Raw genomic sequence first — 13,560 nt, forward strand, 5'->3', positions numbered from 1 at the left:
AACGGACCCCTGCCCTGTCCGTTGCCTGCGGCATCTCAAACCCGGAGCTCAGGGCATGGATGCCGATTTCAGGACCTACTGTTTTTTATATCTCAATGCTTATATCCGGCGGTGCCTCGTTCGCACCGGGTGGCCCCCGATGCCGTATGGAAGTCCGGAGCCGCCGGGAAACTGCCTGATTCGCGGCCGGGGTAGCGTCTCCGGTCTGGACGCTGCGTGATGCAATGACGACCTGCCTGCCCGATACGTTTGCCAAGTCGCGTTTTGCCCGCCTGCTTGCCATAGCCTTCGGCATCCTGCTCGTCCAGAGCGCTGCTGCCGCATCGCCCGGGACAACGGTCGTTGTGGCGGCGGGCGACAGCGGCCCTGCGTCGAAGGCGTGGGCAGACTACGCCTGCGACGGCTTCGACGATCACCTGGAGATCCAGCAGGCGCTCGTCGCGCTGCCGGCAGGCGGCACGGTCGTCCTCTCGGGCGGCACGTTCAACTGTTCGGGGAGCATCATCCCTCCCGCGGGAACGACGCTCCGCGGCAACGGCCCGGAGGCGACGACGCTCTCGTTCAGCCGGAACGGTACGCTCAACGTCTCCTCTGAGTATGTCACCCTGGACGGATTCCGTGTCGCCGGGGCCGGTTATACCGACCTGAGCACGGACACGATGCCCGACCTCACCAGGTGGCTCGGGGTGATCACCGTCTACGCGAGCCACGCAACGCTCCACAACATCACAGGCACCGCCGACGCAAGCATTCAGGCGGTCTTCCTCCTGCTGCACGACCCGAACGTCTACGCTCCCGTCCTCGAAGACGTCGAGCTCGTCAACTGTCGGGTCGTGGACCCCGGGACCTACGGGTTCCTCCACAACGCCTGGGGGTCGGAGAACACGACGCTCAAAAACATCCGCTATGAGAACTGCGCCGCGATCAACTGCGGCAGGGACGCCGCGTTCAACGCCTGGGTGACCGGGTTCGATTTTGCGGAGTTGAACGGCATCGAGGGCCTCCGGGTGACGGACTGCCTCGCCGAGGGCTGCCTCGAGTCCGGGTTCCACTTCGAGTGGGACCCCGATAAGCGGGACTGCGTCTTCGTCAACTGTTCGAGCAGGAACAACGGACACAAACCCTTCCCCGACGACTACCTCGTGGGCGACCCGGGGCTCTTCGGGGCAGGGTTCTACCTGCCGGGAGGAGAGGTCTCCCTGGTGAACTGCCGGGCCGAAGAGAACAGCGCGTTCGGGTTCTTCATAAGCAACCCGGCGGGGATGCTGCTGTATAACTGTACCGAGAGCGGCACCGGGCGTTCCGGGGGCCTCGCTCCAAAACCCGCCGCCTACTGTATCCTCCAGACGGAGCGGACCGCAAGAGACCCATCTATCGTTATGGAGCACTGCAGGAGCCTCGATACGAACGGGTGGGGCTTCTTTGCCTGCGGCGCGGAGAACCTGCTCGTCAGGGACTTCACCATGACCAATCCGGCGGGCGTCGGGCGTTTCGGGGCGTTGCTGGGCTGCCCCCCAACAGAGCTCCCGGCGAACTCGACGATCACCGTGGGCATTGCGAACTCGACGATCGACCTGACGGCGTCGGGAAACCGGCCGCAGACACTCCTGTACGTCGTCGAGAACTGGAACGTCGTATACTCCGGCAGGATCTACTCCGATGCCCCCCGGCCGATCCTGCTCGAGGGGACCCGGGCGGGGGACGTGGACCTTGAGGGACTCGAGGTGCTGCCGGTCGATGCGATGGTCCCGGTTCTCCGGGGAAACGGGTATGTTTGAACCCGGACCGGTTCGCCGGCCCTCCCGGGGATGCCGGGGCTCTATGCTCCTCCGCCTTGCCTGCGGGCCCGCGCCGGCGGGCGCTGTGGGGGAGCGGGCGGACTAAACCCTTAAATGGTACCTCCGCCTCATAGGGGTATCAGCCGGGAGAAGGCGTTGCCGTCCTCCCCGATCGGGGACGGTCGTCTCTCCCGATCGCCGGCAGGGTAACAACAGGCAGGTCATAGTTCATGTCAGCGAGACCACATCCGGGAGCCGGAGACCGGCGTATCCTCATAGCCGTTGCAGTAATTCTTGCCGTGATCGCTGCCGTTATGCTGGTCATGCACTATTATTCGCCGGGGCCGGTCTCCCCGCCTCCTCCCCCGCCGCCGATCACGCTGATCCCCGCAACGCCGGTGGTACCGCCGGAGGCGAGCGGGCCGACGATCGTCGTCGCGGCAAACGGCAGCAGCGCGGCCGATAAGGCGAAGGCTACCTATGTCTGTGACGGTAGAGACGATCACGTGGAGCTCCAGGCTGCACTTGACGCCCTGCCGCCGTCGGGCGGCACGGTCGCCCTCACCGCGGGTACGTTCAACTGTGCCGGGAGCATCTATCCCGGTGCAAACGCCCTGCTCCGCGGAGAAGGGCCTCAATCCACGTTCCTCGAGTTCACCCGGAACGGGCGGCTCAACGTCTCTGAGGAATCCGTCACGCTCTACAACTTCCATGTCAGGGGAACCGGCTACCCGCAGACCAGGACCGATCGCTGGCTCGGGGTGATCACCATCTACGCGAGCCACGCGAAGGTCCTCGCCGTCGAGGGGACCGCCGATGCAAGCACGCAGGCGGTCTTTCTCCTGCTGCACGACCCGAACGTCTACGCTCCCATCCTCGAGGACGTCGAGTTCGTCAACTGCAGGGCCGTGGACACCGGGACCTACGGGTTCCTCCACAACGCCTGGGGGTCGGAGAACAAGGTGCTTCGGAACATCCGCTACGAGAACTGTGCCGCGATCAACTGCGGCAGGTTCGGGGCGTTCAACCCCTGGGTGACCGGGTTCGACTTTGCCGAGCTGAACGACATCGAGGGTCTCCGGGTGACGAACTGCCTCGCCGAGGGCTGCCTCGAGTCCGGGTTCCACTTCGAGTGGGACCCCCAGAAACGGGACTGCATCCTCGAGAACTGTATCAGCCGGAACAACGGGCAGAAAGCCTACCCGACGAAGGCCTACCGGGAGGACGACATGTCGACCCACTACTTCGGGTGCGGCTTCTACGCTCCCAGGGGCGACATCACGTTTATCAACTGCTACTCGGAGGATAACAGCCGGTATGGGTTTTACGCCACGAACGGTGGGAAACTCTACAACTGTATCGATAGAGGCGCCGGTGCCGGGAAGACGGATTACCGGATCGTCCAGCCGTCATCGTTCTACGCCGCTCCCACCCGGTCGATATCGCCGTCCCTGGTGCTCGATAACTGCTCGAGCGTGGATTCGAACGGCTACGGTCTCCAGATCGAGTACGCGAGTTATGTCCTGATCCAGAACTTCCGCCTGGAGAACCCGGCCGGGATCGATGGGAAGGCGACCAACTTCGGCGGAGCGCAGGGCGGTCCGCTGGCGAACTCGGTTGTCAATATTTACGCATCGGGCGACAGGGTCGAGACGCTGATCTGGGCTCGCAATAACGAGAATGTCGAGTACTCCGGGCAGATCATCTCCAACACCGCAAAGCCGTTCGTGATCGAGGGCGACCAGACCAGGAACGTCCGGATCAAGGATATGGAGATCGTCTCTGCGAGCCGTTCGCCGTTCACCAACGGCGTGACCCTCGCGAATACGGTGCCTGCCGGAGCGGTGACGTTTCAGAACGTGGCGGTCACTTCCGGCACACCGTAGTTCTCCTCGTCCTCTTCCCGCCGCGGGCGGGTCCGGGTCTCCTCCTTCTCCGGGGTGCGGCAGGGGGGGGTGGCTGCCGGTCCGGCCGGTCGGAGATCGGGGGCCCGGGATCTTCCCGGGATTCATACGATTCTCGAGATAAAATTCCGTATTTGTGGCCGGTTTGCCTGCCCGGGACACTCCCTGTCCGGGGGCTCCCGCCGCGGGGTGTGTGCGCTAAAGTTTGATTGCTGATAAATACTTTTCTATTTTCACCTCTGCTGAGCAAACTGCAAAAAAATTCGATTTCACATGAATTTCTTGGCCTATTTAAAAATTAGAATTATATTTGTCGTTATATTAAATTAAAAAAGATTTTATGTCAGGGTTGTCAGATAATGCAGTATCTCCCAAGAGGTGAGATATGCGAGATAGACGGACAATGAAGCTTTTAATCGCAGTGTTCCTGATCGTCGGGCTCATCCCGATTGTCAGTGCACTCGATGCGACCCCCACCACGATCGTCGCGGCAAGCGATAGCAGCGCGGCTGATAAAGCAGCGGCTGCCTACGTCTGTGATGGGGTCAATGATCATGTGGAGATTCAGGCAGCACTGAATGCCCTGCCATCATCCGGCGGTGTTGTCCTCCTGAAAAGCGGCACATTCAACTGTGCAGGGATCATTGCTCCCAAAGCAGGCTCGACTCTCAAGGGGGAGGGTGCAGACAAGACAAAACTTGTGTTCACCCGCGACGGACGCATCAACGTCGACCGTGAGTATGTGACCCTCGATGGGTTCCACATCAAGGGCAGCGGCTACAGCAGCGGCGTCAAGTGGCTCGGCGTGATGAACATCCGTGCAAGCCACGCGAAGATCCACAACATCACGGGAACCGCAGATGCCAGCATCCAGGCGGTCTACCTCCTGATCCACGATCCTACCGTGTATGCCCCGACCCTGCAGAATGTTGAGTTCATCAACTGCAGAGCCGTGGACACCGGGACCTACGGGTTCCTCCACAACGCCTGGGGAACGACCAACAAGACCATCAAGAACGTCCGCTACGAGAACTGCGCCGCGATCAACTGCGGCAAGTTCGGCGCGTTCAATCCCTGGGTGACCGGGTTCAACTTCGCGGAACTCAACGATATGGACGGCCTCTACGTCAAGGACTGCATTGCAGAGGGCACCCTTGAGTCCGGGTTCCACTTCGAGTTCGACCCCAAGGTGACAAACGCGGTTCTCGAGAACTGCACGAGCAACAACAACGGGATCAAGCCTTTCCCGACAAAGGCTTACAACGTGAACGACATGTCGACCCACTACTTCGGGTGCGGCTTCTACGCCCCGAACTGTGACGTGACGTTCATCAACTGCACGGCAGTGGGCAACTCCATGAACGGGTTCTACACCACCAACGGCGGCAAGCTCTACAACTGTGTCGAGAAGGACACCGGTATCGGGAGGACCGACTTCTCCTACCGGGTGCCTGCCGGCTACTACAGCATTCCGTCCCGTTCGGTCAACCCGTCCACAGTGATGGAGAACTGCACGAGCATCACCTCGCGTGCGTTCGGCCTCCAGGTCGACCTCGCGAACAACGTGAAGATCCGGAACTTCCACCTGATTGACCCTGTCGGGTACAAGGGTAAGGGTTCCAGCCTCGGCGGCACGAACGGCCAGTTCGACAACTCCGAAGTGAGCATCTACGCGTCGGGCAACCGTGTCGAGACGCTTGTCTGGGCGAAGGAGAACGTGAACACCGTCTTCTCCGGCCAGATCGTCTCCGACTCCGCAAAGCCGTTCGTCATCGAGGGCTACAGGACCAAGAACGTCCTCGTGAAGAACATGGAGATCGTCTCAAAGACTCTCCCCGCCGGCTCCTCCGGTGTGACCGTCGTGAGCACGGTCCCGGCCGGTCAGGTGACCCTCCAGAACGTGAAGGTTACGTCCACCGGTTCGCCGACACCGACCCCGACCGTTCCGGTTACCACCCCGACGCCGGTGCCCACCACGCCGACACCGGCCCCCACCACGCCCGCTCCCTCCGGGAAGCCGGACCTCGTGGTGACCGATGTCTCCTGGGAACCCAAGAACCCGGCTCCGGGAAGCGCGGTGACGCTCAAGGCCACCATCAAGAACCAGGGGACCGCCGCCACGCCTGCGGGCGTGAAGCACGGCGTCATCTTCACGTTCAATGACGGTGCCTCCGGGCCGGGCGTCTGGTCCGACACCCACACCGCATCGATCGCTCCGGGGCACTGGGTCACGCTGACCGCCACCGGCGGCTCTGCAGGCGCGACCTGGAAGGCCGCCCTCGGCACTCACACCGTGAAGGCCAACGTGGACGATGTCAACCGGATCTCCGAGAGCAATGAGAACAACAATGTTATGAGCAAGCAGATCGTCGTTGCCCAGCCGGCCCCCGTCAAGGGAGACCTCAACGGAGATGGCAGCGTTGACTGGACCGACGTGATGATTGCTGCCGAGATGGCGCAGGGGAAGACCACCTCCCGGACGGCTGCCGACCTTGACGGGAACGGCACCGTGGACTGGAAGGACGTTGCCCTGCTGACCGACTTCTTCTTCGGCAGGATCTCCTCGCTCTAACATCTGAGCCGGGGGTGAACCCCCGTCTCCCACCCCGTTTTTATTCTTGTTCTCGCCGGCATCCTGCCGCGTAAGCCGGCGACAGGCTCCTGCGGATAAAACTTTCCTATCTCTACGAAGACCGCCGGGGCTTATCCCGGTCGGCAGGACCTCAAAGAGCCTCTCCTACGGGTCCCTCAACCCGAAAGCAGCCGGACCGGTGGATACATCTATATAGGTGCCGCCCGATACTGGCGCCCAATGGCAGTAGCACTCCCCAAAAACTTCAGTGAGGTGAGAAGGCAGTTCCAGGAGCCGCTTATCCGGAACTCGTTCTTCATCATGGCTTCATCGTTCGTCGCAGCGGGATTCGGGTTCTTCTTCTGGATGATCGCGGCCCGGTTCTACTCGCAGGCGGACGTGGGCATCGCAACTGCCCTGATGTCGTCTGTCGGGCTCCTCATCCTCATCTCCCGGCTCGGCCTGGACCAGTCGGTGATCCGGTTCTTTCCCAGCCGTGACAAGAACCGGGTGCTCGGGACCGCCATCCTCGTGCCGACGGCGATCGCGCTCGGTGCGGGCCTGCTCTTCATCGCCACGGTCGACTTAGTTTCACCGGAGCTCGCGATCGTCCGGACGATCGCGCCGCTTTACCTCATCATCCTCGGAGCATACTCCGTCACCTGGGTCCTTGAGGGCGCGCTCAACGCCCTGCGGAGATCCGAGCACTACTTTGCCTTGAACCTCCTCTACGGGTCGAGGATCCTCTTCCTGGTGCCCCTGGTCTTCCTCGGGGCGACGGGTATCTTCGGGGCCTTCGGCCTCTCGTTCGTCATCGGCCTCTTCCTTGCTCTCTTCCTCCTCTCGCGGTCCTCCGTGCGCCCGGTACTGGGCGTGGACCGGGTCTTCCTGCGGGAGGCCTGGCAGTTCTCAGCCGGCGCATACGTCGCCGGGATACTGATGTCGGCACCGAACATGGTCATCCCGATCATGGTGCTCCACGTGCTCGGCGCCGAGAGCACCGCCAACTACTACATCACCTACGCCATCGTCTCGGTGCTCTTCATGATCCCCTACGCGTTCACGACCTCGCTCTTCGTCGAGGGGAGCCACGGCGGGGAGATGAAGGGGAGCGTGCTCCGGACGCTCGCGAGCATGTTCGCCCTGCTCATACCTGCAATCATCGTTCTCTCCCTCTTCGGGGAGCAGATCCTCAGCCTGATCGGCAAAGACTACGTCGAGGGGATAGCCCTGCTCCAGGTGCTCGCGGTCTCCGCCCTCTTCGTCTCGATCTGCCAGACCTTCATATCCATAGCAAAAGTCCGGAACGATATCCGGAGCCTCATCATCCTGAGCGGTTTTGTCAGCATCGCCCTGCTCGGCCTCGGCTATACCCTGATGGACCGGTTCGGCCTCATCGGGATGGGGTATGCGTGGTTTACCACGTATCTTGCAGGCACGCTCCTCGTGGGCCTGATCCTGAAGAAGAAAGGGTGGGTATAAGCCAGGTTCTCCCGGCCGATCGGCCGGAGGCTCTTCTCCTCCCGGCGCCCGCCTCCGGCATATGCGCGGAGGGCAGCTCCGGATGATGCCGTCAGAACCGCTGCAGGGGCCGGACGCCCGCCCGTCACCGGTAGTAGACGGCTGAACCGGCGTTGTCGTAGATCCTGTTCTGGTTCTCTACGAAGAGTCCGGCATCGACGTACATCGCCGTCGTGACCGTGTTCTTCTGCGCCTCAAGCCGGATGTCCTCCCGGACGAGGTTGTAGGTGCCGAAGTAGGTGTAGGAGTTCGGCTCTATCAGCGACGCATTTGCCGGGAGGTATCGCTGATGGCCCGGGTCGAAGCCGAGGAGGAGCCACCAGCGCATACCGTCGACGTAGATGGGGCGCTGGTTGCCTTCCGAGAGGAGCCATCTTGCTCCCTGGACCTCTTTGCCGTTGAAGACCGGCTTGTCCCCGGTCGTCTCGAGCGCCATCGATGTCGGGCTGTCGCCCACGACCTGGTAGATGACCCCGCTGTTGAAGAGGAGGAAGACGACGAAGAAGAGCGAGAGCGCCTGGTACGCCGTCCCCATGAACGGCACGGCGCTTATGGCGCGTAGCCTCCCGGCCACTGCCTCGTACAGCGTTATGCCGCCGATGATCGCGAACGGCGCGAGGAGGAGCAGCGTGATGTGGTACAGCCTGCTGGTGTTGAGCGAACTCGCAAAGAACGGCACGACGATCCCGGCCACGTTGATGAGGAGGAAGACCAGGGAGACGGCGAGGTACTCGGGCTCGATCCGCCACCGCCCGCGCTTTGCGAGGGCCGCGAGCAGCCCCACGGCGATGAGCCCCTGGGTCGCGATATGGACGACCTTCGCGAGGCTGTGCAGGGGCGTCGCCGACTGGCCGGTGAGGATCTGCATCCCCTGGGCGGGGGTCGCGCTGTGGGTCTGGATGAACAGGGTGGTCCAGATCTTATCCCCGATCCCGGCGATGGTGGCGAACGCCGTTCCTTCCGCCACCGTCGAGTACCAGAGGTAGGTGAGGATGGCAAAGACCAGGATGTAGGGGAGGACGAGCGTCCTGACTTCCGGCCGGGGAGCGGCTCCCCCCGGGGCCAGCGGGTCGTGCGCCAGGGCGTCCGGAATCCCGCGGAGCATTCCCTTTATGCGGGACGGCAGGTGCTCGGGAAGGATCAGCAGGAGCCATGCCGGAACGAGCGAGAAGAGGTAGATGTACGAGAGGCCGTAATGCGAGACGATCATCGCAAAGCCGAAGGTGACCATGAGGAACGCCCGGCTGCTCCGGGCCATGGACTTGTCGATCAGCACGAGGATGGTCAGCACCAGGAAGAGTTCCGCGATCTGCTGGCGGGCAAGGGAGATCATCTCCGTGTAGAACGTAAAGAACGAGACGAAGAAGAAGGCGGAGAGAAACCCGACCTTCGCGTTCGTCTGTTTCTCGACGGCCCTGTAGACGCCGAGCGGGACGAGGGCAAAGATGAGGGGGTAGATGATCTTGAGGACCCAGACCGGGTCTAAGTCGCAGATGAGCGAGTAGATGGGGACGAGCGCGACGATCGAGAGCATCCCGTTCGTATTGTAGGGGATGGTCATGTCCCAGAGTCCCGGCACCAGCACGCTGTTGATGAGGTGGAGCTCGTGGTGGATGTCGTAGCCCCAGATATACTCCGATATCAGCGAGGTGTGGTAGAGAAGCGAGAGTGCGATCGCGTAGACCGCGAGCGGATAACACGATGGCGGGATGAGGCGGTCGAACCCGACGGCAAGGCCGATAACGGCGAGCAGGACGAGGAGGAGGAAGAGGAGCGTCACCATGTGGTACTCGTTCCTGAGGTGGGTCCCGATGATCGCAAAGAACGGGAGCAGCGCCAGAAGCGGGGCTGCGGGAGGGGGGATGGAGATCTCCGCCCCCGCAGAACTCGCGCCGGCGTATTCCCTGTCCCTGACGAGCGCGAGGTAGAAGAGGACCTGGACGACGGCGACGATCGTGATAAAGAGGATCGCGAATGAGAACGGCCGTGCGTACCCGATCAGCGGGTAGACGACATTTGCGGCAAGGCCGGTGAGCATGAGGACCGCAAGGCTCAGCCCGACCGAGTAGAGCGTCGTCTCGACCGTGCCGAGGTTATGGAGCCTGAGCGCCTTCAACACGAGAAGGCCGGGCAGGAACGTGAGGTAGAGGAGGGCCAGAACTTCCCGCGCGATCGGTATGTGGTATCCGACGAGGCTGAGGCAGACCACCGCGACGAAGGCGACCTGAAATGCCTGAAACGCCCAGAAGAACGTCCTGTTATCCCAGTCGTTCATCCTGAACGGGTTGAGCAGGTGCATGGGTCCCGGTACCTCCTGTAAATTGTTCGCTGGCTGTGTACATGGGAATGGTCTCTCTGTCCTGGTGGTCTCCGGTAAGTCCGTATCTGCACTGACTATCTGGTTACTCTATAAAAACTTTTGGCATGGCCCGCCTGCCGTGGGGGCGATATGCTCCTCCCCCCCGGCCATCCGGCCCCCGGTGCGGTGTGGGCCGGAAGATCCGGCCCTGAAGATCCCCCTCAGCCCGGCAACCCCCGTCTCATCGCTCTTCTCCGGCGATCGAGACCGGATCGTGAGGCTTCTTGCCTGCGAAGGAGTCGCTCCTCCCCGGAACGGGTACCAGTTCGTTGTAGACCGCGAGGAGAGACTTCACGATCGTGGACCAGGCCATATCCGTCTTCAGTTTCGTGTAGCCCTGCTCCCCCATGCGCCGGCACGCCTCCGGATCTTTGAGCAGGCTCACGAGTGCGGCGGCCAGCGCCTCCGGGTCTCGCGGCGGCACGACGTATCCGGTCCTGCCGTCGTCGACGATCTCGGGTAATCCTCCCACATCCGTGGCGACGACCGGCCGCCTGAACCCGTACGCGGTCGGGATGACGCCGCTCTGGGACGCTTCGATATACGGGAGCGCCACGAGGCTTGCCTGCTGGAAGAGCCGGGCGCCCTCCTCGTAGGGTATCCTGTAGTTTCGGACCTCGAAGGCGTCCCTTCCTGCCATCATCGCCTCGTACCTGCCGAACTCCTCCCCCGTCCCGGCGATGACGATCCGGGCGTCGGGGACCTCGCGGGTGATGAGGGGTTCGGCCCGGATCAGGCACTCGAGCCCTTTGTAACGATGAATCCGGCCGAAGAAGAGGATCCGGCGCCCGTCGGGCCCCAGCCCCTCCTGCTCGAACTTCGTGAACGGCGTAACCTCGTGTTCGCCTATCGGGATGACATGCACCTTCCGGCCGGGGACGCGGTACTCCCGCACCAGGGTCTCTTTGAGCGCTCTGCCGTGGACGAAGATCCGGTCGGGGAGGAGCCGGGACGTGAGCAGGGTGAGCCGGTAGAGGAGGGAGCCGATGTCCAGGAGGCGGTCTTCGCCGGGGTGCGGTTCGATGTCGTGGAACGTCGCCACCAGCGGGTATCTCCGGAGCATGGGGAGGAGCGGGCAGAGCATGGGGTTGTTCACCTGGAAGTGAACGACGTCGGGCTTGAAGCCGTCGACCGTCGCGACGATCTCCCGGAGCATCGAGATCCGCGACGTATCGGAGTAGGGGAAGACGCTGACCTTCACCCGGGGGTCGATGCTCTCCAGGTACTCCTCCGACCTGTAGTCCGGCAGCAGCAGCAGCACCTCGGCGTGCCGGGCGAGCTCGTTTGCCATCTGGATGGTGTAGTCGTAGAACCAGAAGGTCAGGCATGCCACTCGCATACGGGCACTCTGTATGGGGATGCTCTATATAGAGATTGCGTCCGGAAGCCCCGTTGGCCCGGAAGGCTCCGGGCAGGGGCCTGCGGTCGGGGAGATCGCTCTCCGGGGGCTCCTGCCACCGGGGACGTCACTGCGGGGCAGGGCAGAATCCCGCCTGCCCTGGCCCTCCGCCCGGCAAACCGGATGGCTCCGGCAACGCTTCAGGCTGCCGGGCACCGGTGGGGGCCGGGGTCCGGGGGGCCTGCCGACGCATGGAGCCGGGCGTTCATCCCCCGTGCGAGGAGGCGGTTCTGCCGGGGCTGTTACCGGGGTCCGACGGCAGAAAGCGCGAATATTTATACTCTTCGATTTTAATTCATTAAATGATATAATATGTTTTTGCAGACTTCGATATCTCCTCTCCTGACCTATCATCGTGAGCCGACCTCATTTATTGAATTATATATTAAAATAATTATAATAATGAATTTTATTTTTTGAATAAAATATTTATACTGCGATTGAAAGACGGTAGTGATACCTCACAGAGAGGCTGAATGGCATGACAGAAAGGCGAAATATATTCAGACTGGCTGCAGTGCTCCTGGTATGCTGCCTGATCCCGGCATTCTCGCCGGTCAGTGCGGCGGAGTCTGCAACAGGAGCCACGCTCACCGTGGCTGCAAGCGATAGCACCGAACTGTCGAAGAACCAGGCAGACTATGTCTGTGACGGCGTCGACGACCACGTGGAGATCCGGCAGGCGCTCGCCGCGCTGCCCGAAGGCGGTAAGGTCGTCCTCTCGGAAGGTACGTTCAACTGTGCGGGCATCCTCGCTCCGGCGGGAGGCACGACGCTCTCCGGCCAGGGTCCGGACGCGACGAACCTTGTGTTCACCCGTGACGGGCGCATCAACGTCGACCGCGAGTACGTGACCCTCGACGGGTTCAGCGTCAAGGGCAGCGGCTACAGCAGCGGCGTCAAGTGGCTCGGCGTGGTGACCGTCCGTGCAAGCCACGCAGAGATCCACAACATCACGGGAACCGCGGATACGACCATCCAGGCGGTCTTCCTCCTGATCCACGACCCGGCTGTCTATGCGCCGACCCTCGAGGATGTCGAGTTCGTCAACTGCAAGGCCGTGGACACCGGGACCTACGGGTTCCTCCACAACGCCTGGGGAACGACCAACAAGACCATCAAGGACGTCCGCTACGAGAACTGCGCCGCGATCAACTGCGGCAAGTTCGGCGCGTTCAACCCCTGGATCACCGGGTTCGACTTTGCCGAGCTCAACGATATGGACGGCCTCTACGTCAAGGACTGCCACGCCGAGGGCAATCTTGAGTCCGGGTTCCACTTCGAGTTCGACCCCAAGGTGACAAACGCGGTTCTCGAGAACTGCACGAGTGTAAACAACGGGCAGAAGCCCTACCCGACGGTGCCTTACAAGCAGAGCGACATGTCGACCCACTACTTCGGGTGCGGCTACTACGCCCCGAACTGCGACGTGACGTTCATCAACTGCACGGCGGAGGGCAACTCGCTGTATGGCTTCTACGCCACGAACGGCGGCAAGCTCTACAACTGCGTCGAGAAGGAGTCCGGCGCCGGGAAGACCGACTACACCCACCGCAAGCCGGCCGGCTACTACGCCATCCCGACCCGCTCGGTGAACCCCTCTCTGGTCCTGGAGAACTGCACGAGCATCGACTCCCACGGCTACGGCATCCAGATCGATCTCGCGAAGAATGTCCAGATCAAGAACTTCCAGATGATCAACCCGGCCGGGATCGGCGGCAAGGGTGCGAGCCTCGGCGGCACGAACGGCCAGTTCAGCGACTCGTCGGTCGACATCATCGCATCCGGCGACCTGGTCGAGACTCTGGTCTGGGCAAAGAACAACCAGAACGTCGAGTACACAGGAGAGGTCACCTCCGACTCCGACCGCGCCTTCGTGGTTGAGGGTGGAGGCGACGTCCGGACGACAGGCATGAAGGTCGTGCCTGCCGACGGCGCCTGAACCTGTTGATACCGCCGGGCCCCGTCCGGGCCCGGCCCCAATCTTTTTTAACCCTTATCGGGCTCCGCACCGTCTGCGGCCCTGC

At 62.3% G+C, this 13,560-nt stretch carries 7 protein-coding genes; 5 read left to right on the top strand and 2 right to left on the bottom strand.

The window, feature by feature from the left end; all coding sequences use genetic code 11:
* The first annotated feature begins 224 nt into the window (after nt 1–224).
* The 4 genes from F8E02_RS06490 to F8E02_RS06505 all read left to right on the top strand — a co-directional run bounded on the left by F8E02_RS06490 (nt 225) and on the right by F8E02_RS06505 (nt 7,736).
* Nucleotides 225–1,778 carry a right-handed parallel beta-helix repeat-containing protein gene (locus F8E02_RS06490; protein ID WP_317064674.1) on the top strand — a complete coding sequence of 518 codons (1,554 nt, stop codon included), beginning with the start codon at nt 225–227 and terminating at the stop codon, nt 1,776–1,778.
* 230 nt (nt 1,779–2,008) lie between these two features.
* Entirely contained in the window at nt 2,009–3,664 is a 1,656-nt protein-coding gene (locus tag F8E02_RS06495; protein WP_317064675.1) for a hypothetical protein, read from the top strand.
* Nucleotides 3,665–4,085: 421 nt separating this feature from the next.
* On the top strand, nt 4,086–6,254 hold the full coding sequence (locus tag F8E02_RS06500) for a CARDB domain-containing protein (RefSeq protein WP_317064676.1): 2,169 nt from the start codon (nt 4,086–4,088) through the stop codon (nt 6,252–6,254).
* Nucleotides 6,255–6,494: 240 nt separating this feature from the next.
* On the top strand, nt 6,495–7,736 hold the full coding sequence (locus F8E02_RS06505) for an MATE family efflux transporter (RefSeq protein WP_317064677.1): 1,242 nt from the start codon (nt 6,495–6,497) through the stop codon (nt 7,734–7,736).
* 124 nt (nt 7,737–7,860) lie between these two features.
* On the opposite strand, the gene F8E02_RS06510 is transcribed toward F8E02_RS06505, so the two are convergent.
* A complete protein-coding gene (locus F8E02_RS06510; RefSeq protein WP_317064678.1) occupies nt 7,861–10,074 on the bottom strand; it encodes a DUF2206 domain-containing protein in 2,214 nt (737 codons plus the stop codon).
* A 241-nt stretch (nt 10,075–10,315) separates the two neighbouring features.
* On the bottom strand, nt 10,316–11,473 hold the full coding sequence (locus F8E02_RS06515) for a glycosyltransferase family 4 protein (RefSeq protein WP_317064679.1): 1,158 nt from the start codon (nt 11,471–11,473) through the stop codon (nt 10,316–10,318).
* A 541-nt stretch (nt 11,474–12,014) separates the two neighbouring features.
* On the opposite strand from F8E02_RS06515, the gene F8E02_RS06520 reads away from it, so the two are divergent.
* Entirely contained in the window at nt 12,015–13,475 is a 1,461-nt protein-coding gene (locus F8E02_RS06520) for a right-handed parallel beta-helix repeat-containing protein (protein WP_317064680.1), read from the top strand.
* Nucleotides 13,476–13,560: the final 85 nt, after the last annotated feature.

This window comes from Methanoculleus caldifontis (genome assembly GCF_032842345.1).
GTDB lineage: Archaea > Halobacteriota > Methanomicrobia > Methanomicrobiales > Methanoculleaceae > Methanoculleus > Methanoculleus caldifontis.

Coding starts and splice junctions, on each gene's coding strand:
- F8E02_RS06490 (WP_317064674.1), top strand. CDS start 225: ATGACGACCTGCCTGCCCGATACGTTTGCCAAGTCGCGTTTTGCCCGC.
- F8E02_RS06495 (WP_317064675.1), top strand. CDS start 2,009: ATGTCAGCGAGACCACATCCGGGAGCCGGAGACCGGCGTATCCTCATA.
- F8E02_RS06500 (WP_317064676.1), top strand. CDS start 4,086: ATGAAGCTTTTAATCGCAGTGTTCCTGATCGTCGGGCTCATCCCGATT.
- F8E02_RS06505 (WP_317064677.1), top strand. CDS start 6,495: ATGGCAGTAGCACTCCCCAAAAACTTCAGTGAGGTGAGAAGGCAGTTC.
- F8E02_RS06510 (WP_317064678.1), bottom strand. CDS start 10,074: ATGCACCTGCTCAACCCGTTCAGGATGAACGACTGGGATAACAGGACG.
- F8E02_RS06515 (WP_317064679.1), bottom strand. CDS start 11,473: ATGCGAGTGGCATGCCTGACCTTCTGGTTCTACGACTACACCATCCAG.
- F8E02_RS06520 (WP_317064680.1), top strand. CDS start 12,015: ATGACAGAAAGGCGAAATATATTCAGACTGGCTGCAGTGCTCCTGGTA.